20 protein-coding genes and 1 pseudogene are annotated in these 23042 nt (G+C 73.7%); 10 read left to right on the forward strand and 11 right to left on the reverse strand.

Annotation, left to right across the window (positions count from 1 at the left end; genetic code table 11):
- The first annotated feature begins 61 nt into the window (after positions 1-61).
- Positions 62-232 carry a hypothetical protein gene (locus B073_RS46955; protein WP_158690314.1) on the forward strand — a complete coding sequence of 57 codons (171 nt, stop codon included), beginning with the start codon at positions 62-64 and terminating at the stop codon, positions 230-232.
- Between the two features lie 73 nt (positions 233-305).
- On the opposite strand, the gene B073_RS0136040 is transcribed toward B073_RS46955, so the two are convergent.
- Positions 306-881, reverse strand: a complete 576-nt coding sequence (locus B073_RS0136040) for a TIGR03086 family metal-binding protein (RefSeq protein ID WP_018542916.1) — start codon at positions 879-881, stop codon at positions 306-308.
- 163 nt (positions 882-1044) lie between these two features.
- Between B073_RS0136040 and B073_RS0136045 the strand changes: the two genes are divergently transcribed.
- On the forward strand, positions 1045-2592 hold the full coding sequence (locus B073_RS0136045; protein WP_018542917.1) for an AMP-binding protein: 1548 nt from the start codon (positions 1045-1047) through the stop codon (positions 2590-2592).
- A 29-nt stretch (positions 2593-2621) separates the two neighbouring features.
- Here the strand turns inward: B073_RS0136045 and B073_RS0136050 are convergent, their stop codons facing one another.
- Complete coding sequence (locus B073_RS0136050; protein ID WP_018542918.1) at positions 2622-3461, reverse strand: nitroreductase/quinone reductase family protein; 840 nt, start codon at positions 3459-3461, stop codon at positions 2622-2624.
- Between the two features lie 746 nt (positions 3462-4207).
- On the opposite strand from B073_RS0136050, the gene B073_RS0136055 reads away from it, so the two are divergent.
- Positions 4208-6304 (forward strand): restriction endonuclease, encoded by a 2097-nt coding sequence (locus tag B073_RS0136055; protein WP_018542919.1) that lies wholly within the window; start codon positions 4208-4210, stop codon positions 6302-6304.
- A gap of 72 nt (positions 6305-6376) precedes the next feature.
- On the opposite strand, the gene B073_RS0136060 is transcribed toward B073_RS0136055, so the two are convergent.
- Positions 6377-7168 carry an alpha/beta fold hydrolase gene (locus B073_RS0136060; RefSeq protein ID WP_037813934.1) on the reverse strand — a complete coding sequence of 264 codons (792 nt, stop codon included), beginning with the start codon at positions 7166-7168 and terminating at the stop codon, positions 6377-6379.
- A gap of 289 nt (positions 7169-7457) precedes the next feature.
- On the opposite strand from B073_RS0136060, the gene B073_RS0136065 reads away from it, so the two are divergent.
- Positions 7458-8732: a CapA family protein gene (locus tag B073_RS0136065; protein WP_018542921.1), complete on the forward strand. Its 1275-nt coding sequence runs from the start codon at positions 7458-7460 to the stop codon at positions 8730-8732.
- Between the two features lie 84 nt (positions 8733-8816).
- On the opposite strand, the gene B073_RS0136070 is transcribed toward B073_RS0136065, so the two are convergent.
- The 3 genes from B073_RS0136070 to B073_RS46960 form a co-directional block, all read right to left on the reverse strand.
- Entirely contained in the window at positions 8817-9026 is a 210-nt protein-coding gene (locus B073_RS0136070; RefSeq protein ID WP_018542922.1) for a DUF397 domain-containing protein, read from the reverse strand.
- Positions 9023-9853, reverse strand: coding sequence for a helix-turn-helix domain-containing protein (locus B073_RS0136075; protein ID WP_026248047.1), 831 nt, complete (start codon positions 9851-9853; stop codon positions 9023-9025). Before B073_RS0136075 ends, B073_RS0136070 begins: the two co-directional genes overlap by 4 nt.
- Before the next feature lie 315 nt (positions 9854-10168).
- A complete protein-coding gene (locus tag B073_RS46960; protein ID WP_158690315.1) occupies positions 10169-10339 on the reverse strand; it encodes a hypothetical protein in 171 nt (56 codons plus the stop codon).
- A 279-nt stretch (positions 10340-10618) separates the two neighbouring features.
- Between B073_RS46960 and B073_RS0136090 the strand changes: the two genes are divergently transcribed.
- The 6 genes and pseudogenes from B073_RS0136090 to B073_RS0136115 form a co-directional block, all read left to right on the forward strand.
- Positions 10619-11239, forward strand: a complete 621-nt coding sequence (locus B073_RS0136090; RefSeq protein WP_018542926.1) for a TetR/AcrR family transcriptional regulator — start codon at positions 10619-10621, stop codon at positions 11237-11239.
- A gap of 291 nt (positions 11240-11530) precedes the next feature.
- Positions 11531-12760, forward strand: coding sequence for a cytochrome P450 (locus B073_RS0136095; protein WP_018542927.1), 1230 nt, complete (start codon positions 11531-11533; stop codon positions 12758-12760).
- A gap of 70 nt (positions 12761-12830) precedes the next feature.
- Positions 12831-13025, forward strand: coding sequence for a ferredoxin (locus B073_RS0136100; RefSeq protein ID WP_018542928.1), 195 nt, complete (start codon positions 12831-12833; stop codon positions 13023-13025).
- On the forward strand, positions 13022-14359 hold the full coding sequence (locus B073_RS0136105) for an NAD(P)/FAD-dependent oxidoreductase (protein WP_018542929.1): 1338 nt from the start codon (positions 13022-13024) through the stop codon (positions 14357-14359). The genes B073_RS0136100 and B073_RS0136105 overlap by 4 nt, the downstream gene beginning before the upstream one ends.
- A gap of 251 nt (positions 14360-14610) precedes the next feature.
- Positions 14611-17094 carry an excinuclease ABC subunit UvrA gene (locus B073_RS0136110; protein ID WP_018542930.1) on the forward strand — a complete coding sequence of 828 codons (2484 nt, stop codon included), beginning with the start codon at positions 14611-14613 and terminating at the stop codon, positions 17092-17094.
- A gap of 85 nt (positions 17095-17179) precedes the next feature.
- Positions 17180-17380 (forward strand): annotated as a pseudogene (locus B073_RS0136115) (EF-hand domain-containing protein); the annotation flags it as partial.
- Here B073_RS0136115 and B073_RS0136120 read toward each other — a convergent pair.
- The 5 genes from B073_RS0136120 to B073_RS42350 all read right to left on the reverse strand — a co-directional run bounded on the left by B073_RS0136120 (position 17287) and on the right by B073_RS42350 (position 22989).
- Positions 17287-19785 (reverse strand): GH92 family glycosyl hydrolase, encoded by a 2499-nt coding sequence (locus tag B073_RS0136120; protein ID WP_018542931.1) that lies wholly within the window; start codon positions 19783-19785, stop codon positions 17287-17289. The pseudogene B073_RS0136115 and the gene B073_RS0136120 overlap by 94 nt on opposite strands.
- Before the next feature lie 123 nt (positions 19786-19908).
- Positions 19909-21354: an amino acid permease gene (locus B073_RS0136125; RefSeq protein ID WP_018542932.1), complete on the reverse strand. Its 1446-nt coding sequence runs from the start codon at positions 21352-21354 to the stop codon at positions 19909-19911.
- A gap of 121 nt (positions 21355-21475) precedes the next feature.
- Positions 21476-21691, reverse strand: a complete 216-nt coding sequence (locus B073_RS0136130) for a dodecin (RefSeq protein WP_018542933.1) — start codon at positions 21689-21691, stop codon at positions 21476-21478.
- 100 nt (positions 21692-21791) lie between these two features.
- Entirely contained in the window at positions 21792-22253 is a 462-nt protein-coding gene (locus B073_RS0136135; protein WP_018542934.1) for a universal stress protein, read from the reverse strand.
- A gap of 10 nt (positions 22254-22263) precedes the next feature.
- A complete protein-coding gene (locus tag B073_RS42350) occupies positions 22264-22989 on the reverse strand; it encodes a PAS domain-containing protein (RefSeq protein WP_018542935.1) in 726 nt (241 codons plus the stop codon).
- Positions 22990-23042 lie beyond the last annotated feature (53 nt).

The following is a 23042-nucleotide window of genomic DNA, read 5'->3' on the forward strand; positions in this document are numbered from 1 at the left end:
TCCCGGTTTGTGAACAAGGCGCCACCGCGTCGGAACCAGTACCTCGAAGAAGGAGTGCGTGGTGGCAGTGCACAAGGCTCAACACAAGCAGCCCCGTCTGAAGCAGGGCGAGCGCTCAGGGCGAATCAAGGAAGTCCGCAATCTCGAAGCCTGGGACCGCTGCGGCCCGGTCCGTCTGGCCGGCTGCGAGGAGGATCCCGTCGAACCGCACATCGTCCGCGGCATCGACTGACCCCGCCGCGGGTGCCCGCCGGCCCCGGCCCCTCCTCTTCTCCGGGGGCAGGGGCCGGCGGCTGCCACCGCGGTCAGGGCCGCCGGCCGAGCAGACACAGCAGCCGGGTCAGCTCGTCCGCGCCCTCCGGCGGCTCGACGGGCGCGGCGAACAGCCCCGTACCCGCCAGCGCGTCGACATACGGCTCCACCTCGCGCAGCGCCGCGTTCACCAGGCGGTCCGGCAGCCGCTCGTCGGCACCGATCGCCCGGGAGAGGTCCCAGGTGTGCACCACGGCGTCGGCGGTCATCTGCGTGCAGTACGCGTCGGACGGCGTGGTGCCGTAGGAGAGGTGGACCGAGCGGTGCAGCGCGCCCGGCTCGGCGAACGCCGCCTTCGCCGCCGCGGCGGCCCGGTCCCACGCCCCGACCGGGTCCTCCCCGAGCTGGTCGCCGTCGAAGTCCCCGTCCACCGCGGCGACGGTGGAACCGTCCCGCACCAGGCGCGGCACCCACAGCTGCTCCGCGGTGAGGTGGTTGACCAGGTCGAACACCGACCACTGTGCGCACGGGGTCGGCGCCTCCCACTGGTCCTCCCCGACGGCGTGCACCCGCTCGCCGAAGAGCGCCAGCGCCTCGGCGTGGGTGCGCAGGATGTCGTTGTTGCCCATGGTCCCGAGGATAGGAGCGGCCGGCGGCGACGGCGCCCGGTGCGGGGCGATCGGAGCACGGCGCGGGGATGGCGCGGTGCGCTCTGGTGGCCGCCCGGTGGTTGGCGCTTGAATGAGCCGGACCGGTGTGCGCCGGTCCTGGCCGCTCCCTTCTGGAGGCACCATGGAATCCGTCGCACCCCCTGCCATCCGCTGCGCGGGACACACCCGCGGCTACCCGGAGTTCCTCGATCGCGCCGCCCGGATCGCAACGGGCCTGGCCGACTGGGGAGTCGCCCCCGGCGACCGGGTCGCCGTGGTGCTCCGCAACGAACCCGCGCACCTGGAGATCACCACCGGCGCCGCCCTGCTCGGCGCCGCCGCCGTCCCCGTCAACTGGCACTTCCGCCGGGACGACCTGCGCCACGTGCTCACCGACAGCGGCAGCACGGTGGTCTTCGCCCACACCGACCTGCTGGCCGACGTGACCGCCGTGCTCCCCGACGGCGTACGGGTCGTCGAGGTCGCGGTACCGCCGGGCGTGGCGGCGGCCTGCGGGACCACCGCCCCGCCCGTCACCGGCCGGTTCCCCGTCCTCGACGCATGGCTGGCCGGCCGGACGCCGCTGGAACGGCCCGCCGGGGACCGCCCGCCCACCGTCATCTACAGCTCCGGAACGACCGGGCGGCCCAAGGGCGTTCTGCGCGAACCGGTCGGCCCCGAGCTGCTCGCCGAGGCCGTGGCGAGCTTCCTGGAGTACTTCGCGGTCGCCCCCGGCGGCCGGACCCTGATCCCGGCCCCGCTCTACCACGCCTCGCCCAGCCAGCACGCGGTCCTGGCGCTGGCGGCCGGCCTGGACATCACGCTGATGCCGCGCTTCGACGCGGAGGAGTTCCTGCGGCTGATCGAACGGCACCGCATCGAGCAGGCCCAGGTGGTGCCCACCATGTTCGTCCGGCTGCTGCGGCTGCCCAAGGACGTCCGCGAACGCTACGACGTCTCCTCCCTCACCTCCGTGGTGCACGCCGCCGCGCCCTGCCCGCCGCACATCAAACACGCCATGATCGACTGGCTGGGGCCGGTCCTGCGGGAGTACTACGGCGGCAGCGAGACCGGCGCGGTGACGTGGTGCGACAGCGCGGAGTGGCTGGCCCACCCGGGCACCGTCGGACGCGCCCAGGGCACCTGCGAGGTCCTCGTCCTCGGCCCCGGCGGAGAGGCGCTGCCACCCGGCGCCACCGGCGAGATCTACGTCCGGCCGGCCGACGACTGGCCGCGCTTCAGCTACCTCGGCGACGCGGACAAACGCGCCGCCATGGAGGCCCCGGGACGGCCGGGATACGTCACCCTCGGCGACATCGGCCACCTCGACGAGGACGGCTACCTCTACCTCAGCGACCGCCGCAACGACCTGGTGATCTCCGGCGGCGTCAACATCTACCCGGCGGAGATCGAGGGCTGCCTGCTGGCCCTGGACGGGGTGCGGGACGCGGCGGTGTTCGGCGTCCCCGACGAGGAGTTCGGCGAGGCGCTCGCCGCCCACCTGGAGACCGACCCCCGGGTCCCGCTCACCGCCGCGGCGGTCCGCGCCCATGTCGCCGCACGGCTCGCCGCGTACAAGGTGCCCCGGACGGTGGTCTTCGAGGAGCGGCTCCCGCGCGACGAGTCCGGGAAGCTGTTCAAACGGCAGCTGCGGGACCCGTACTGGGAGGGCCACGGCCGCCGGATATGAGTCCCGCGGCCGCCGCCCGTGCGCCGGGATCAGCCGGTCGCCGCGTCCAGGACGGGGATCAACTGTTCCTCCTCGTAGGCGAGATGCGCCTCCAGCGCGTCCGTCAGCCGCTCGACCTCGGCCTGGATGCCGCCCGGCGCGGCGGCCGGCTCGGCCAGCGCCCGGCGCAGCTCCGCCAGGAGCGCGGCGATGCTCCGGTGCTCGGCGTCGAGCCGGTCCAGCACCGGGGCGAGGTCCGGGCGGTGGCGGCGGAGCGCGGGGAACATCATCCGGTCCTCGCCCGTGTGGTGGTTGTCCAAGCCCTGACACAGCGTCAGGCAATTGATCCGCAGCTGCGCGCCGAGCACCGAGCCGGAACCCGCCAACTCCTTGCGGAGGGTGGCGATCTCGCGCCGGAAGCCGTCGTGGACGAGGCGCACGGTCGCGCCCGGCGTCGCCCCGGCGAACCGCGGCGGGCCGGCCTCCGCCGGCGTCAGCGCCACCACCGGGATGGTGCGGCGGGTCTTCGCCTGGTACGCCGCCCAGCCCGGATCGGCCTCGACGGCGCGGGCGAAGACCTCGTCGCGCTCCGCGCCGGTCAGCACCACGGCCTCCGCCTCGTAGGTGAGGACCCCGGCCTCGACGGTCACGCGGGGATGGGCGACCAGGTTGTGGAACCAGGCCGGGTGGTGCGGTGCGCCGCCGGCCGAGGCGATGACGAGGATCCGGTCCCCGTCGGGGAGATAGCCGACCGGGGTGGTGTGCCGGGCGCCGCTGCGGGCGCCGGTGGTCGTCAGCAGGACCAGCCGGCCGCCCTCGAAGGGGCCGCCGACCCGGCCGGCGTTGGCCCGGAACTCGTCGATGACCTGCTGGTTGAAGTCATGGGGCATGAAAGGTGCGTCTCCAGGGAGGACGTGCCCAGGGCGAAGCCGCGTGGGCAGGACGAAGTGACCGCACGACGACGGCGGTGCGGCGCGGCAGGGCGCGGCACGGCGGCAGGTGCGGTGCGGGCAGCGGAAGCGCGCGGAACAGCCGCGCGGAGAAGAGCAGAAGGTGCGCGCCTGACGCGCGCGAAAGAAGAGGTGGGAGGGGCAGGGGCGGGTCTCTCACCCGCCGCGCGGTCACGAAGTGACCGGGTGCCTCACTCGCTCATGGCCCATGGCCGACCCGGTAGTCACGTCCGCAACACTACGTGCACAGACGTGCGAAGGCAACGCAAGGCCGTGTCCGGACCTGTGTGGCGGTCCGTTCCTGGCGCCCCTCCACCCCTTCCGGCGCCGGGAGTTGACTGCCACGCGTGGGTGGCGGCCGCGCACGCCAAGGTACTGGCGGTGCTGCCGGAATCCAGCCCGCCGGTCACCCACGACAGCACCGCCGACTTCGGCGTCGGGGCGTTCCTGCCGGCCGGCACGGAACCGGCCGAGCCAGGCGGCTGGCCGGCGCGGCACCTCCCCCCGTGGTCTGGGGGACGCCGGCCCGCGGCGCGGGCGCGAACCGGGGCCGGTGACCCCCTGATCGACGCCGCCCGGCCCCCGCTAAAGTCGCCTCACCACAGCAGACCAGGGCAGACCGGCACAGACGCCACGCTGCCGCGGGTTCCGGGGGTCGCCGCCCCGGGGGGAGGACGAACCATCACATGAGCCGCAGTTCCCAGGGATTACTCGGCGTCTGGGCCGAGGCGCAGCGCCGGCAGCAGCGCCAGGCCGAGGCCGCACACCGCGCACGGCTGCAACAGCAGCGGGAACAGGAGCGGCAGGCCCGGGCCGCCGAGCGCGCCATGGCCCGTATGCACCGCGAGCGGCAGACCGCCTACCGCCGGCAGCGCGAGGCCGACGCCCGCCGCCGCACCGAGGAGATCGAGGCCCGCGTCGCCGCCCTCACCGGCCTGCTCGCCGACGGCTGCCGAGCCCCCGCCTTCACCGCCGCCGCCCTGCTCCGCCCCGAGCGCGTCGAACCGTTCGCCCCCGGCGCACTCGCCGCCCCGGTACCCATGCCCGATCCGGCGCGCTACCAGGTGCCCACCGGCGGCATGCGCTCCGGACTCCGCCGCGACCGCGACCGCCAGGAGGCCCGCGCCCGCTTCGAACAGGACTGGTACGCCGCCCAGGCCGCCGAGGCCCGGCGCCAGGCCCAACTCGCCGCCTATCAGCGGCAGTACGACCAGTGGGCGGCCGGTGCCCTGGACGAGATCCGCCGGCACAACGCCGGCGTCCAGGAGCTGGCCGCGGGCCTGCGCGCCGGCGACGCGGACGCCGTCGTGCAGTACTTCTCCGCCGCCCTGTACTCCGGCACGTGCTGGCCCGAGGGCTTCCCCCGCCAGCTCAGCGCCGGCTACGACACCGCCGCCCGCCGGCTCGTCCTCGACTGGGAACTGCCCGGCTACGACGTCGTCCCTGCCGTCAAGGCCGTCCGCTACCTGCCCACCGCCGACGAGGAGCGGGAGACCGCCCGCCCGGCCGCCCAGCGCCGGGCGCTCTACCGCGAGGTGCTCGCCCAGAGCATGCTGCTGGTCCTGCGCGACCTCTTCGCCGCCGACACCTATGGCGCCCTGGACTCGGTGGAGCTCAACGGCTTCGTCGACGACGTCGACCCGGTCACCGGCCGCCCCGCCACGATCTTCCTCGCCACCGTCCTGGCCCCCCGCAGCGCCGTCGCCTCCTACCACCTGGACCAGGTCAGCGCCCCCGACTGCCTCACCGACGGACTCCGCGGCCGGCTCTCCGCCCGCCCCGACCAGCGCACCCCGGTCCGCCCCGGACGGCGGCCGGACGACATCGCCGGCGGCGCGGTGGTCTCCCACGGCACCGACGGCGAACCGGACCTCCTCGCCATGGACCCGCTCGCCTTCGAGCAGCTGATCGCCGAGCTGTTCCGCGCCATGGGGATGCACGCGGTCACCACCCAGCGGTCCGGCGACGGCGGCATCGACGTGGACGCGCTGGACCCCGACCCGATCCGCGGCGGCAAGATCGTGGTGCAGGTCAAGCGGTACCGCAACACCGTCCCGCCGTCCGCGGTCCGCGACCTCTACGGCACCGTCCAGTCCGAAGGCGCCAACAAGGGCGTGCTGGTGACGACCTCCCAGTTCGGTCCCGGCGCCCACGGCTTCGCCCAGGGCAAGCCGCTCACCCTCGTCGCCGGCCCGGAACTCGTCGACCTGCTCGGCCGGTACGGGCTGCGCGGCCGTCTCGGCCCCGGCGACGCCACCCCCGGCACACCCGCAGCCCCCGAGCCCGCCGACCCCGCCCCGGACCACACCGTCCTCGCCATGAACTGGTCCGGCGCGGCCGCCCTCGACGTCTGCGCCCTGGTCTGCAAGGGCACCACCGTGCTCGACGACGACCACTTCGTCTTCTTCAACAACCCGGCCACACCGGACGGTTCGGTGCGGATGCTGGCCGGCGTGACGGAGGACCGCGCGGCCCTGCGGGTGCGGTTCGAGGAACTGCCCTCGGACGCCGACCGGCTGGTCCTGGTCGCCGCGGTCGACGCGGAGACCGACCCGGACGGCGACCTCGGCGGCTTCACCGACGCCCGGATCCGGCTGCTGGACGCCGCCGGCACCGAACTCGACCGGCTGCCGGTCTCCGACGGGCGGCCCGGCGAGCGCGCCCTGGTCCTCGGGACGTTCCGCCGCCGCGCGGGCGGCGACTGGGACTTCGTCCTCGGCGGCAAGGGCTACCCCGGCGGCCTGGCCGCCCTGGTCGCCGACTTCGGCATCGAGGTGAGCTGAGTCCGGTGCGCGGCCGGCGTGCGGCGGGCGGAAGAGCGGCGGCGGCCCGCAGACCGCGCGCCGTCGCCCGGATCACTTCTGCCACAGCCGGGTGAGCACGTCGTTGACGACCTCGGGCCGGTCCTGGTGCGGGGCGTGGTCGGCACCCGGCACCCGCACATGACGGGCCCCGATCATCTCGGCGAGGTACTCCCCGCAGGCCGCCAGCGCATCGCCGACGAACGCCCGGTAGTCGGGGTGCGCGGTCTCCCACGTCCCGTTGACGACCGTCTTGGGCATCTGGGCGCGGGCCAGCGGCGCCAGCGGGACCTGCGCGTCCCAGACGGGCCGTTCCCGCATCGCCGACCGGACCGCCCGCAGCAGCCGCGGCGTGACCTCCGGCAGCCGCATCCCGTACGCCTCGGTGCACTGCCTCAGATACTCCTCCGGACTCACCTCCGGGCCCCCTTCGAGGTGCGCGAACGCCGCCCGGATCCGCTCCACCGCCGCCCGCACGACGGGGTGCGCGGCCGCGGTGCGCAGCGGCGACGGTTCGATCAGGGTGAGCGACTGCACGGCCTCCGGACGCGCGGCGGCGGCCAGCATCGCCCCCGCCGCGCCGTACGAGTACCCCACCAGGTGGGCCCCCTCGCCGAGCAGCCGGCCGATGTCCTCGGCGTCCACCGCATAGTCGCTGCGCTCGACGTCGGGGCTGTCGCCGAAGCCGCGCCGGTCCACCAGCTCCAGCCGGAACATCCCGGCCAGCGGCCGCTGCCCGGCGAAGCACTCGGTGCCCCAGCTCATCGTGCCGTGCACCAGCAGCGCCCGCGGCGCACCGGGCAGCCCCTCGTCCCACACCGTCACATGAAGCGGTTCCTCGTTCATACCGAGCCACCCTAGACGCGCCCGGTCGGCCTGCCTCGCCCAACGGGCCGGGGGAGTAAGTGCGTTGACGCAGATGGTCGGCCAACCGGGCTGCGGGCCAGGCGTGTTGTGGCCGTCCGGGCGGGCTCGCGGCATGGGGCGGATGAGGAGGCCGGGAGACGCCCGGCCCACAGGGACGGCTGGGCGCATCCGCCCGTCTTCCGCCCGTTCGGTCGGCCGTCCGGGGGAGAGCGCCGGACACCACCGCATACGGTCATTTCCGGCCCGAAGCGACTGATATCTGTCGGGCATGAGTGCGTTCACCCGGTATGCGTTAGCCGTTCTGCTCGCCGCACTGGCCGTCGGCTGCGGCCCCCTGCCGGACGCCCGGCCGCCCGCACCGCGATCCGCCCCCACGCACACCGCGTCCCGCCGCCCCGCCGCTCCGTCCGCCCCGTCCCGCCGCCCCGGGACCCGGGCCGCCGGAACCGTCCCGGCCCGGCCGTTCACCCTGGTCGCCACCGGTGACGTCATCCCCGCCCACCCGGAGGCGCTCGACACGGCGCAGGACGACGCGCCGATGGCCGGCGGCTACGACTTCCGGCCGATGCTCCGTGGTGTCACGCCCGTCGTCCGCACCGCCGACCTGGCGCTGTGCCACCTGGCGGCGCCGCTCGGCCCGCTCGACGGCCCGTTCACCGGCTATCCGGAACTCCAGGCCCCGCCACAGGTCGCCACCGCCCTCAAGGCCACCGGCTTCGACTCCTGCGCCACCGCCACCGACCACGCCCTCGACCAGGGCAAGGGCGGGGTGCGCCGGACCCTCGACGCCCTGGACACCGTCGGCCTGCGACACACCGGCACTGCCCGGAACGCCGCCGAGGCCGCCCGTCCCACCCTGTTGCGCGTCCCCGGCGGCGCCGTGGTGGCCCACCTCGCCTACACCTACGACGCCGAGGGCGCCCGCCCGCCGAAGGACGCGCCGTGGGCGATCAGCCCCCTGGACTCCGGGCGGATCCTCGCGGACGCCCGGGCGGCCCGCCGGGCCGGCGCCGATGTGGTGGTCGTCAGCCCCTACTGGGGCACCGAGTACCGCACCGCCCCCGACGCCCGACAGCGCCGCCTGGCCCGCATCCTCGCCGCCGCCCGCACCGACGGCCGCCCCGACATCGACCTGATCGTCGGCAGCCACACCCACACCCCCCAGCCGTTCGAGAAGGTGCACGGCACCTGGGTCGCCCGGACCCCGGACGGCCGACGGGCAGCGGCCGAGATGCACGACAGCGGTACCTGGGTCGCCTACGGACTGGGCGACCTCATGGGAGGCACCCACCACGACGGAAACGGAAGGATGAGCGCCGCCGCACGGTTCACCTTCACCCCGCCGACCGCGCCGGGCGGTCGCTGGAAGATCACCAAGGCTGAATTCGTCCCGCTGTGGTGGGACGCCCGTGCGGGCCGCGTGCTCGACGTGGACAAGGCGATCAAGGCCGGCCGGCCGGACCTCAAGCCCATCCGCCGACGCATCCGCCAACTGGTACTGAGCAGGCACGCGAACAAGGCCGGATTGACCATGGGCAGATAAAACGGCCCCCTTCGCCGTCACTTCGCGGTGAAGGGGGCCGCTCAGCTGGTGCTCTGTGCCCTGCACGCTGCGCGCTCTGCGGTCTTACAACGCGTCGAACGCGTCGTTCTTCACGGCCGCGATGAACGCGGAGAAGGACTCGGCGGGGACGGCGAACGTGGGCCCCGTCGGGGTCTTGCTGTCCCGCACCGGGACGACGCCATGAGAGGGCACAAGGTTGGTGGCGACCTCGATGCACTGGCCGCCGTTCTCGCTGTATGAGGATTTGATCCATCGAGGGGAGGGTTCGGTCACGGGGTGCCCTTTCGAAGCTGTTCGATCAAGGCCACAGACGCGGCCTGAGGCAGCGCGTTGGCTTGCATTTGATGGTAGGCCGTCAGTATGGGCAGCACTGCGGCGCTTTCCCGCTCAAGATGGGCTCGTTGAGCTGACTCGGCATAGGACATGAACGAGCAGTCCGGCAGCGTTAACACCGTGATCGGCAGGGTGAACGGCCTGTCTTCCCCCATGTCGAACGGAGCCACCTGAAGCACAGTGTGCGGCAGTTCCGCGAACTCGATAAGCCGTGCCAACTGCGCGCCCATGACGGCGGGACCTCCGACGGGCCGACGGAGGCAACTCTCGTCCAATACGGCCAGGACCATGGGCGGGTGCGGACGGGCAATCGCCGCTTGCCGCTTGGCAACAAGCGAGACCCGCTCATCGGCTTCATCGAGCGTGATCGCCCCACGCTTGACCGCGCTCTTGGCGAGCGTCGATGCGTACTCCGGCGTCTGGAGCAGCCCCGGGATGACGCCTACCTCGTACAAGCGGATCTCCACTGCGCCGCCTTCGTGGTCAACGAACTCGGGGAACCCCTCCAGCAAGGCGCTGCCCCGGACCGCACGGCTCTGACGTTCAAGCTGGTCGCCCGTGCCAAACGCGTTGTCGGAACTTTTCGCGAACCGGGGAGTTGGGGAACGGCGGCCAGTTTCTACGGCGGAGACGTGCGTATCTGAGTACCCCGTCCGGTCTGCCAACTCTTCCTGGGTCCACCCTCGTTCCTCCCGTAGCCTGCGTAGACGCTCCCCGAAGCGCGCGTTGGGCGACTCGTCGGGGTTGAGTTCCCTGCGATTGACCATGCCGATTCCAACTCCCCCCTCATTCAGCGCAAGTTGAGGACTTCCTGACTGTAGAGCACGCTGGGTGCTCCCGGTAGCGGAAGCGCTACGGAGAGGTAAGGAGGACTCCATGGCCGGTCCTGCCCGCACGTCGTACCGGGCGTGCGCCGACGCAGCTCATCCCGAGTCGGGCCGCCCACCTGCTCCGGCACCTGAAGGCGGCGGGCCGGTGAGCGGCCGGCCGGACGACGTGAGCCGGAAGATCGCCAAGCGGAACGAACAGTCGGAGGGCCCGAACGGCGGCAAGAAGACCGACGGCCGGGGACGACCGTGCCGCTAGCCCGCCGCGCCGCTGCCCGGCAGACGACCGAACCGGAGGCGGCTGCGGAGGTGGAGGCGGGAGCCGAGGCGGAAGTGGAAGTGGCGTGCGAGGAGCGGCCCCTTTGCCCGTTCGCCTGGCATGACATGGAGCCGCTCGGTGGCCATGCGTTCCGCTGCGACACTCACGGCGCGACGCTGATCGTTCACTCACCGGGCCGCCCGACGGGAAGCGGCCGTTCCGGTCCTCGTGCGGGGGCTGGCTCTCGCCCGGACCCGCCGCCATGACGGCGTTCGCGCCGAGATCGACCGGCTGGGCTGCGGGCCGGGCGGCGGCCCGGAGCCGGGTCGGGGGGAGTGGAGTGTGGTCCTCCGGTACGGGCCGGCGCCGCGGTGTGAAACCCTGGTGAAGGGGCGACGTCCCCGTCGACGAGCAGATCGGCCAGGCCAGGAAAGGACCGGAGGGCAGTGGGCGAGAGTGCGGCCGTCCGGCCCCGCAACCCGCGTGGGCAGGGCGAGCGCCTGCGGGAGGAACTCCTGCGGGCGACCGAGCGCCTCCTGGAGGAGGTCGGCAGCGAGGACGCGCTGTCGCTGCGCGCGGTGGCCCGGGAGGCCGGGGTCGCCGCGCCGAGCATCTACCGGCACTTCGCCGACAAGACCGAGCTGGTCTGGGCCACCCTGGAGGTCAGCTACGAGCGGCTGGCGCACGCCATGACCGACGCCGCCGGGCAGGCCGAGGAGGATGACCCGGTGGCCCGGCTGCGCGCGCAGCTGCGCGCCTACTGCCGCTACGCCATCGAGCACCCGGCCAACTACCGCCTGCTCTACGAGACCCGGCAGACCCCGGTCGGCCCGGAGCGGCTCGCCGGGCACCCGGCCGGGCTGCTGGTGCGCAGCTGGCACCACGCGCTGACCGCCTGCGAGGAGGCCGGCTGGCGGGTGCGGGGCTCGCGCTCCGAGGCGCCGTATCTGCTGTGGTCGGCGGTGCACGGCCGGGTCATGATCTGGCAGGTCATGCCGAGCCGCAAGGACACCAGCCGACTGGACGGGTTCGTGGAGGAACTGCTGCAGCTGTTGCTGGAGCGCTGAACCCCGGCGCCTGCCCGAACGTCGGCGCCTGCCCGAACCCCGGCGCATTCCTCCGGCGCTCCCTTCTTCTCGCTTCTCGCCACCCCCCGAGGCCCCTCTCAGGCCCCGGCCGCACCGTCGGCCGGGGCCTTGTTGCGTATCCGCCGCCGGGCGGTCGCGGGTGTTCCGCTCCTCACGTTCCGCCGGAGACCCCGCGGCGTTTACCCGATCATTACGCATGTAAGTTTACGCTCGTTAGGCGAAGGATCGACTCATGGCGCACACCCGACCGGTGTGCGCGCGAGGAGCGAGATGACCGAGATGATCGACACGACAGTCCCCGCCGCCCCGGCACCGCTGCCCGTGGAACCTCCCAGCGGCTGCCCCTTCCACCCCCCGGCCGAGTTCGGCACCTTGCGCACCGAGGAGCCGATCTCCAAGATCTCGCTCCCCGACGGCAGTTGGGCCTGGCTGGCCACCCGCTACGCCGACATCCGCGCGATCCTCGGCGACACCCGCTTCAGCTCCGACACCACCCTCCACGGCTACCCGCTCAGCGGCATGACCGGCGGCGCCAACACCAAGAACCGCGGTTTCATCCGCATGGATCCGCCGGAGCACACCCGGCTCCGGCGGATGGTCACCCGCGAGTTCATGGTCAAGCGCGTCGAGGCCCTGCGCCCGGAGATCCAGCGCCTCACCGACGAGCTGTGCGACGCGATGGAGCGCCGCGCCGGCGAGCCGGTCGACCTGGTCGAGGCGCTCGCCCTGCCCGTCCCCTCGCTCGTCATCAGCCTGCTGCTGGGCGTCCCCTACGACGACCACGACATCTTCCAGCGGCTCACCGGCACACTGCTCTCGCGCACCGTCACCGACGAGGAGCGCGAGGCCGCCCGGACCGAACTCCGCGACTATCTGGACGCGTTGGTCACCGCCAAGGAGCAGGAGCCGGGCGACGACATCCTCGGCCGGCTGATCGTCGAGCAGCAGCGCACCGGCGAGATCAGCCACGACGACGTCGCCGCCTTCGCCGCCCTGCTGCTGATCGCCGGCCACGAGACCACCGCCAACATGATCGGCCTCAGTGCTCTGACGCTGATGCAGGACCCGGACGCCGCCGAGCGGCTGCGGCAGGACCCGGCGCTGATCCGCGGCGCCGTCGAGGAACTGCTGCGCTACCACAGCATCATCCGCAACGGCCCCCGCCGGGTCGCCACCACCGACATCGAGGTCGGCGGGCAGCTCATCCGCGCAGGTGAGGGCGTGGTGGCGGCCGTCCCGTCCGCCAACCACGACGACCGCGTCTTCGACGACCCCGACCGCCTCGACCTCGCCCGGCCCAACGCCCAGCACCACGTCGCCTTCGGCTACGGCATCCACCAGTGCCTCGGCCAGGCCCTCGCCCGGGTGGAGCTCCAGGTCGTCATAGCCACCCTGCTCCGCCGCTTCCCCGCCATGCGGCCCGCCGTGCCCGTCGAGGAGATCCCCTTCCGCACCGACATGGCCATCTACGGCTGCCACTCCCTGCCCGTCACCTGGTGACCGGCCACCCCGGCCGCACCGGCCACCCCGGCCGACCCACCGATCCGACCCACGCCCACGGAGCCACACCATGAAGATCACCCTTGATGCCGACAAGTGCTGCGCCGCCGGCCAGTGCGTGCTGATCGCCCCCGAGGTCTTCGACCAGCGGGACGAGGACGGCGTGGTCGTCCTCCTCGACGCCGAGCCGCCCGCCGGGCAGCACGCCGCGGTCCGCGAGGCGGCCGCCATCTGCCCGGCCGCCGTGATCGAGGTGCAGGAATGACGAACTGTCCGATCGCCGTCGTCGGCGCCTCGGCCGCCGGTATCACCGCCGCCGAGGCCCTGCGCCGGGCCGGCTGGGACGGCCCGCTGATCCTGATCGGCGACGAGCCGCACCTCCCGTACGACCGGCCGCCGCTGTCCAAGCAGCTGCTGCACGGCGCCTGGGAGCCGGCCAAGCTGATGCTGCGCACCGAGGAGCAGCTCGCCCCGCTCGGCCTCGACCTGCGGCTCGGCACCCGCGCCACCGCCCTCGACGCGGCCACCCGCACCCTCACCCTCGACGGGGGCGAGCACCTGGCCTGCGCCGGCGTGATCATCGCCACCGGCGTCGCGGCCCGCACCCTGCCCGCCGCCGAGGGGCTCACCGGTGTCTTCACCCTGCGCACCCTCGACGACGCGCTGGCCCTGCGCGACCGGCTGTCCGGCGGCCCCCGCCGCCTCGTCGTGGTCGGCAACGGCGTCCTGGGCTGCGAGGCCGCCGCAGTCGCCCGCGAGCTGGGGCACGACGTCGCCCTCGTCGGCCGGGAGCCGGTGCCGATGGCCGCCGCCGTCGGCGCGGGCATCGGGGAACTGCTCGCCGAGGAGCACCGGGCCCGCGGCGTCCGCCTGTTGACCGGGGAGGTGGCCGCGTTCGAGACCACCGGGAACGCGACGGACGCAACGGGCGCGACGGACGCGGCCGACGCGACGGACGGGCCAGCCGCCCAGGTCACCGGCGTTCGGCTGGCCGACGGCACAGTGCTCCCCGCCGACTTGGTCCTGCTCGCCATCGGCTCCGAGCCCGCCGTGGGCTGGCTGGCCGACCCGGCCCTGGACACCACCGACGGGCTCGGCTGCGACGCCTACTGCGCCGCCGCCCCCGGCATCTACGCCGCGGGCGACGTGGCCCGCTGGGAGCACCCGGTGCACGGCCGCCCGCTCCGCTTCGAGCACCGGATGAACGCCACCGAGCAGGCCATGGCCGCCGCCCGCAACCTCGTCGCCGAGCTGACCGCCGAGACCGCCGAAGCCGCAGCCGAAGCGGCCGAGGGCGCGGAGCCGCCGGAGCGCCGGCCCTTCGCCCCCGTGCCCTACTTCTGGTCCGACCAGTACGGCCTCAAGCTCCAGGCGTACGGCCTGACCGCCGGCGCCGACGAGGTGGAGACCACCGTCCTGGACCGCGACGCCCGCCGCGCCGTCGCCCTCTACGGCCGCGCCGGCCGGGCCGTCGGCGTACTGGCCTGCGCCCTGCCGCCGCGCCAGATACGGGCGCTGCGCGCGGTGGTCGCCACCCCCGTCCCCTGGGAGGAGGCACGCGACCGGGTCCGGGAGGCCACCGCCACCGCCGTCGGCTGACGGCCCCGCCCCGCGCACGGGGGGCCGCGGGCACGCCGCCCCACCCCGCACGGGTGCCGCGGACACGGAGCCCGGTGCCGGGCCACGGCGCACGGTGTCGGACCACGGCGAGCGGCGTCCGAGCAGGGAGGACGTGTCGGATCACGGCGAGCGGTGCCGGGCCACGGCGGGCAGTATCGGATCACGGAGAGCGGTGTCCGACCACGGCGGGCGGTGCCCGATCATGGCGGGCGGTGTCCGATCATGGAGACATGGTCGACTCGTACGTCCGGGTGCGCGGCGCCCGTGAGCACAATCTCCGCGGTATCGATGTGGACATCCCGAGGGACGCGCTGGTCGCGTTCACCGGGGTGTCCGGATCGGGGAAGTCCTCGCTCGCCTTCGGCACCCTGTACGCCGAGGCGCAGCGCCGCTACTTCGAGTCGGTCGCCCCCTACGCCCGGCGGCTGATCCACCAGGTCGGCGCGCCCAAGGTCGAGGAGATCAGCGGACTGCCGCCGGCCGTCGCACTGGAGCAGCGGCGCTCCGCGCCCACCTCCCGCTCCTCGGTCGGCACCGTCACCACCCTCTCCAACACCCTGCGGATGCTCTTCTCCCGCGCCGGCGACTACCCTCCCGGCAGCACCGGACGCCTCGACTCCGACGCCTTCTCACCCAACACCGCCGCCGGCGCCTGCCCCGAGTGCCACGGACTGGGCACCGTCCACCGCGTCACCGAGGACTCCCTCGTCCCCGACCCCTCGCGCTCCATCCGCGACGGTGCCGTCGCCGCCTGGCCCGGCGCCTGGCAGGGCAAGAACCTCCGCGACATCCTCGCCACCCTCGGCCACGACATCGACCGCCCCTGGCGCGAGCTGCCGCCCGCCGACCGCGAGTGGATCCTGTTCACCGACGAGCAGCCGGTCGTCACCGTCCACCCGGTCCGCGAGGCCGGCCGCATCCAACGCCCGTACAAGGGCCAGTACATGAGCGCCCGCCGCTATGTCCTGCACACCTTCGCCGACTCCAAGAGCGAGCCGCTGCGCAAGCGCGTCCGGGAGTTCATGACCGCCGAGCCCTGCCCCGCGTGCGGCGGCCGCCGGCTGCGCCCCGAGGCGCTGGCGGTCACCTTCGAGGGCCACGACATCGCCACCCTCGCGGGCCTGCCGCTGGCCACCCTCGCCGAACTCCTCCGCCCCACCGCCGCCCGCCCCGGCGACGAACCCGCCCCCGCGCTCGCCCGCGACCTGGTCGCCCGGATCGAGATCCTCACCGAACTCGGCCTGGGCTACCTCGGCATGGACCGCCCCGCCCCCACCCTCTCCGCCGGCGAACTCCAGCGCCTCCGCCTCGCCACCCAGCTGCGCTCCGGCCTCTTCGGCGTGGTCTACGTCCTCGACGAGCCCTCCGCCGGCCTGCACCCCGCCGACACCGAGGCCCTGCTCACCGTGCTGCGCCGCCTCAAGGAGGCCGGCAACACCCTCTTCGTCGTCGAGCACGACATGGACGTGGTCCGCCACGCCGACTGGATCGTGGACATCGGCCCGCGCGCCGGCGAGCACGGCGGCCGGGTCCTGCACAGCGGCCCGGTCGCCGCCCTCGCCGACGCCGAACACTCCGCCACCCGCCCCTTCCTCTTCGCCACCGAACCCCCGCCCGCCCGCACCCCGCGCACCCCGACCGGCACCCTGGCCCTGCACGGCGTCACCCTGCACAACCTCCGCGACCTGGACGCCACCTTCCCGCTCGGCGTCTTCACCGCCGTCACCGGCGTCTCCGGATCCGGTAAATCGACCCTGGTCACCCGGGTCCTCGCCGAGACCGTCCAGGAGCACCTGGGCGCCACCGGCCCCCGCCCGGACGCCGACACCGGCCCGGGCGCCTCCGCCGCCGACGTCGACCAGGCCACCGAGCCCGCACCCCGCGCCCGGCTCACCGCCGCCACCGGCCTGGACGCCGTCGACCGGCTGGTCCGCGTCGACCAGAAGCCCATCGGCCGCACCCCGCGCTCCAACCTCGCCACGTACACCGGCCTGTTCGACGCCGTCCGCAAGGTCTTCGCCGCCACCGACGAGGCCCGCGCCCGCGGCTACACCGCCGGCCGGTTCTCCTTCAACGTCCCCGCCGGCCGCTGCGAGACCTGCCAGGGCGAGGGCTTCACCGCCGTCGAACTCCTCTTCCTGCCCGGCACCTACGCCCCCTGCGCCGACTGCCACGGCGCCCGCTACAACCCCGAGACCCTCCAGATCACCCACCGCGACCGCACCATCGCCGACGTCCTGGGCCTGACCGTCGACGACGCCGCGGAGTTCCTCGCCGACGTCCCCGCCGCCGCCCGCAGCCTGCGCACCCTCCAGGACGTCGGGCTCGGCTATCTGCGGCTCGGCCAGCCCGCCACCGAACTCTCCGGCGGCGAGGCCCAGCGCATCAAACTCGCCACCGAACTCCAGCGCACCCGCCGCGGCCACACCCTCTACCTCCTCGACGAACCCACCACCGGCCTGCACCCCGCCGACACCGAGGTGCTGCTGCGGCAACTGCACGGCCTGGTCGACGCGGGCCACACCGTCGTGGTCGTCGAACACGACATGGGCGTGGTGGCCGGCGCCGACCACGTCATCGACCTCGGCCCCGGCGGCGGCGCGGAGGGCGGCCGGATCGTCGCCGCGGGCACCCCCGCCGAGGTCGCCGCCGCCCCCGGCAGCCGCACCGCCGGCTATCTCGCCCGTAGGAGGGCACACCGGGAACGTTCTTGACGGTCCGCTAATGTACGCGGGTCAGTCAGCACACCCCGCGGAGCCGGCGCACGACGGGCCGCGGCACGACGAAGGGGCACCACCCGTGGCAGACATAGAGCAGGCCAGGGCCACGTTCGCGAAGTTCGACGCGGACGGCGACGGCCTGGTCACGCCGGACGAGTTCAAGCACGCGATGGCCGAGATGGGCGATCACCTGGTCACCGGCCCGATGGCCGAAGCGGTCATCAAGGCCAAGGACTCCGACGACGACGGCCTGATGTCGTTCGACGAGTTCTGGACGTCAGCCCAGGGCTGAGGCCGCGCGGCCGCGGCGAGCGCCCCCGGCGTCCCCACCGGCGGCGGGGCCGCCCGCTCGCCGGTGCCCCAGCGGGACGGCTCCGGCCCCACCGAGAAGGCCAGTTCACGGCCGGCGCGCAGCTCGGCGGTGGTCAGATAGGTCCGGTCCCGGGGCACGCCGTCCAGCCGTACCGACCGGATGTAGCGGCGGGCGGACGAGGTGCCCGGGGCCTCGATGGTGAAGCGGCCCGCGGGGAAGTACCGCCGGTCCAGGGCCAGTTCCACCCGGTCGAAGACCGGAGTGCTCAGGCCCCAGGTGTCGGTGCCCGGCTGGACGGGGAAGACGCCGATCGAGGAGAGCACCATCCACGCCGACATGGTGCCCAGGTCGTCGTTGCCGGTCATCCCGTCCGGCCCGTCGGTGAAGAGGGTCAGCGCGGCGTGCACCACGTCCGTGGTCTTCCAGGGCTCACCGGTCGAAAGATAGGTGTACGGGGCGATCAGGTCGGGCTCGTTCTGCGGGTTGTACTTGTCGGCGTTGTCGTAGTCGTACGGCCCGTTCACCCACACCTCGCGGGCGGTCCGCGCCGGGTCCGCGAGCAACTTCCGGTAGGCGAAGAAGGAGTCCAGCCGGTCCGTGGCCCGTTCCCGGCCGCCGATCAGCGCCATCATCCCCGGCAGGTCCTGCGGCACCAGCCACTGGTACTGCCAGGCCGTGCCCTCGTGGAAGCCCTCGCTCCGGGCCGGGTCGGCGGGGCCGGTGAAGGCTCCCGAGGCGTCCCGGGCCCGGAAGAATCCGGTGGAACGGTCGAACAGCGTGCGGTAGCTGAGCGCCCGCGCGGCGTACCGCTGGGCGTCCGCACGGTGCCCCAGGTCGTGCGCCAGCTGCGCCAGCATGGCGTCCGACAGGGCGTACTCCAGCGTCGCCGACGCCCCGTGGTCGAAGTCGGAGTCCCCGGGCTTGGTGTGCGGGCGGCCCTTGAGGTACGGCACATAACCGTGCGCGATGTACGCGGGGTTGGCCTCCCGGCCGACGGCGGCGGAGGCGGCCGGCGGCACCCCGTCAGCGTTCTTCTTCAGCGCCGCGTACGCCTCCTCCTCATGGCCCGTCAGCAGCCCCTGCCGGTGGGCGTTGGTGAGGAACGGGGTCACCGGATCGCCGGTCATGATGTTGGTCTCGACGGTGCCGGCGCCCCACTTGGGCAGCCAGCCGCCCTCCTTGTCGATGCGCAGCACCGACAGCGCCATGTCGCGCGCCTCCCGCGGCGCGAGCAGCGACAGCAGCTGGGTCTGGGTGCGGTAGGTGTCCCACAGCGACCAGTTCTGGTAGTAGGTGAACCCCCGCGCCCGGTGCGGCCGCTGATCCCAGCCGGTGTAGCGGCCGTCCACGTCGGTGCTGACGTTCGGGGCGAGGAACGACCGGTAGAGCGAGGAGTAGAAGGTCCGGCGCAGCGTCCGGTCCCCGCCCCGGACGCGCACCACGCGCAGCCGCTGCTCCCAGGCCGCGTCCGCCGCCGCCCGGGCCCGCTCGAAGGAACTCCCGCCCTCCGCCGCGAGGTTGCGGGCCGCGCCGGCCGCGTCCACGTAGCTCAGCGCGGTGGTGGCCGTCACGACGCGGTCCCGGCGGGTGTCGAACCGGACGTAGGCGCCGTGCCGGCCGGACGCGGTGGAGTCCCGCGATCCGGGCGTCACGGTGTCCCCGCGCCAGGTCCCGTACGCGGTGAACGGCCGGTCGAAGCGGGTCAGGGTGTACAGCGTGTACGGGCGGGTGTCCCGGCAGAAGCCGCGGCCGGTGATCGTGGTGCGCACGGTGCGGGAGTCCAGCACCTCGACGCGGGTGGAGACCGTCCGGTGCAGCGACTGGCCGGCGTCGAGCAGCACATTGGCCTTGTCGGTGGACGGGAAGGTGTAGCGCTGCCGGCCGGTGCGGGCGGTCGCGGTCAGCTCGGCGGTGATCCCGCCGTACGAGGTCAGCCGGACTCGGTAGGCGCCGGGCCGGGCCGACTCGCCGTCATGGGTGTACCCGGCGGCGTATTTCGCGTAGTCGGTCGCGCCGATGTCGCCGGTGGTCGGCAGCACCGGCAGGTCGCCGCCGAGCCCGCAGCCGACGCCGGAGACGTGCACCGCGCTGAAGCCGCGGATGTGGTGGTCGTCGTAGTCGTAGCCGGTGGTGTGTCCGGTGTCGGGGGAGAGCTGCACCATGCCGAACGGCACCGCCGCCCCGGGGTAGGTGTTGCCCTCGTTCCGGCTGCCGATGAAGGGGTTGACGAGGTCGGTGAGGCGGCCGCCGGGCGGTTCGGCCCCCGCGTCGGGTGCGGCGTGGGCGGCCGGGGCGGTGAGCACGCTCCCGAGGAGCACGGCCGCCACCGCCGCGCCCGCGGTCCGCGGCCGGCTGCGTCGGGTCCAGGGCATGGGCAGACCTCCGGAAGGGCCGACAACGTTGTCAGGGCGGGCTCATTCTTCGGCCCGCGCAACGGCGCGTCAAGGGGCACTGATGCGCCAACGCGCCGCCCCTGCCCTCCCGTTGCGCCCGCGTCACCCCCGCTCTGCCGCCGTCCCCTCCGTCTTCGTCGTCGCCAGCGCCGACTTCCGGTAGGAGTACGAGAAGTAGATGACCAGGCCCACCAGGAACCACACCACGAAGCGCACCCAGGTCTGCCACTCCAGGAACGTGATCAGCCACAGCGAGAAGCACACCCCGATCGCCGGGACCACCGGCATGCCCGGCGTGCGGAAGGTGCGGGGCAGTTCGGGACGCTTGTAGCGGAGCACGATCACCGAGATGCACACCACCACGAACGCCAACAGGATGCCGATGTTGGTCAGTTCGGCGGCCTCGCCGATCGGCAGGAAGCCCGCGATCAGCGCGGACGCCACCCCGACGATCCAGGTGACCCGCACCGGCACGTGGTGGGTGGCGCTGGTCTTCGCGAACCACCTGGGCAGCAGCCCGTCACGGCTCATCGAGAACCACACCCGGGTCACCCCCAGCATGAAGGTGAACATCACGGTCAGGATGCCGATGATCGCGCCGACCGCGATCACGTCCGCCAGCGCGTCCAGCCCGACCGACTTGAACGCGCTGGAGAAACCGCTCTCCGGGTCGATGTGGCGGTAGTTCTGCATGCCCGTCAGCACCAGGCAGGCCAGCACGTACAGCACCATCGAGACGGCCAGCGAGTACATGATGGCCCGGGGCATGTGGCGCTGGGCGTCCCGGGACTCCTCGGCGGCGGTGCTCATCGCGTCGTAGCCGAAGACCGCGAAGAAGACGGTGGCCGCGCCGGTGAACGCGCCGCTCACCCCGAACGGGAAGAACGGCCGGTAGTTGGCGGTGTCGACGTGCAGGAAGCCGACCGCGACGACGACCAGGACCACCAGCACCTTCAGCCCGACCACGAACGTCTCGAACCGCGCGGCGTTCTTGATGCCCAGCGTCAGCAGATACGCGATCAGCAGGCACAGCACCGCCGCGAAGAGGTCCACCCGGTGCCCGGGTCCGGTGCCCGGCGCGCCCAGCATCCACCGCGGCAGCTCGGCGCCCGACTCGCCGAGCAGGAAGGCGAAGTAGCCGGAGATGCCGATCGCGACCACCGCCACGATCGCGGTGTACTCCAGCAGCAGGTCCCAGCCGATGAACCAGCCGGCGAGTTCGCCCAGCACCGCGTAGCCGTAGGTGTAGGCCGAGCCGGCCTTCGGGATCAGCCCGGCGAACTCGGCGTACGAGAAGGCCGCCGCGGCGCTGGCCACGCCCGCGACGAGGAAGGAGATCAGCACCGCGGGGCCGGCCTTCTCGTGCGCGACGGTGCCGGCCAGCGTGAAGATGCCGGCGCCGATGATCCCGCCCACGCCGATCGCGGTCAGCTGCCACAGCCCCAGCTCACGGGTGAGCTGCTGGCCCGCGGTGCCCTCCGGCTCCTCGATGTGCTCGATGGGTTTGCGGCGCCATACGCCCTCTCCCGCGCGCAGCAGGCGTGCCATGGGTGATCCCTCCGTACGCTCGGTACGTGTCCGTCGTGGTCCGACGGCGGATCATCATGGACTGCCGGCGGCGCCGTACGAAGGCGACGCGGCGGCGGGGGCCCATTCGGCCCCGGGGGCTTCAGCCCGCGTCCTCCAGTCGGAAACCGACCTTCAGACCGACCTGGTAGTGGTCGATCCGGCCCTCGACGATATGGCCGCGGACCTGCGTGATCTCGAACCAGTCGAGATTGCGCAGGGTTTCGGAGGCGCGCTTGATGCCGTTCTCGATCGCGGCGTCCATGCTCTGCTGGGACGTCCCCACGATCTCGGTGACGCGATAGGTGCGGTCGGTCACGGTGGTCTCCCTCGCCGGGGCGGCGCTCCGCCCGTCCACCCTCCACCGTGCCTCAGCCCGGCCCGGCCCACCAGCGGAGCCGGACGGGGCCGAGCGGCGTCTACGGCACCACCGTGACCGGCCACCGGCCGGCCTTCACCAGGCGGACCGCGACCGAGCCCATGATCCGGTGCCCGGCCGACTCGGAGGCGCCGACGACCACCGCGTCCGCCTTGAGTTCGTCGGCCATCTGCACCATGCCGTTGTACGGGTCCCCGCGCAGGGTGTGGAACTCCCACCGCAGGTGGAATATCCCGTCCACCCGCTCGGTGGCCTCGCGGATCTCGGCCATCAGCTCCTCGGCGACCTCGCCGGTGGCCGCCATGACCGGTGCGCCCAGCGCGGCCCCGGTCGCCAGCACCGGCTGGACGTAGACCAGCACCAGCTTCGAGCCCTGCCGCCGGGCCAGGCCGGCCGCGTACGCCGCGGCGCGCCAGGACGAGTCGGAGCCGTCGACGCCGACGACGATGACCTTCGGGCCGTCCGTTCCGCGCTCGAACGGCGCGGCTGTGTTGTCCTCCACAGCAGCGAGGTTAGCCGGGGGCGTGCGCGCCGCCGTCCCCGGGCACCGCGGGCGCCGGCGGCCAGTGGGCCGGGTCGAGCACCCCCAGCACATAGGCCCTGGCCACCAGCGCGGTGCGGCCCTGGACGCGCCAGCGCCGGGCCAGCCGGGTGAGGTGGTAGTTCACGCCGTCGACGGTCAGGCCCAGCGTGCCGCCGATCGCGGCGGTGGTCGCCCCGCCGGCCGCCAGTGCCAGGATGCGGGCCTCCACGGGGCTGGTGGCGGCTTGCGGCGCGGGCGGCGGCGGGGCGGGCTCGTGCACCCGCAGCAGGGCCAGCAGCGCCGGCGGCTCCGCGGACGGGTCGCCGACCGGATCGATCGTCAGCTCGCCCTGCCGCTCCGGTTCGCCGGGCCCGGTCCGCCAGCGCACCTCGACCGGATAGCGGGACCGGCGGCCCAGCCGCAGCGCCTCCATGACCCGGGCGACCTGTGCCCGGTCGCGGGGCCGGAAGCGGTCCAGCAGATTGCGGCCGCGCAGCTGCCCGGGGACCGCGCCCCACTGCGCCGCCATCGCCGGATTGGCGATCAGCACCTCGCCGTCGGCCCGGCACACCGCGATCGGGGTGGGGATCCGGTCCAGCAGCATCACGAAGTAGTCGCGGTAGGGGTCGGCCGCGGGCGGGCCGGGCGACGGCGGAGGTTCCCGGTCCGCGCCCCGGCCGTCCCCCGGTGCCCCGCCGCACGCCGCGCCGCCCATCGCCCGCTTTCCGCCCTTTCTCCCGTGCTGCCGGCCGTCCCTGCCTCATCCGC

It is taken from the genome of Streptomyces sp. MspMP-M5, assembly GCF_000373585.1.
GTDB lineage: Bacteria > Actinomycetota > Actinomycetes > Streptomycetales > Streptomycetaceae > Streptomyces.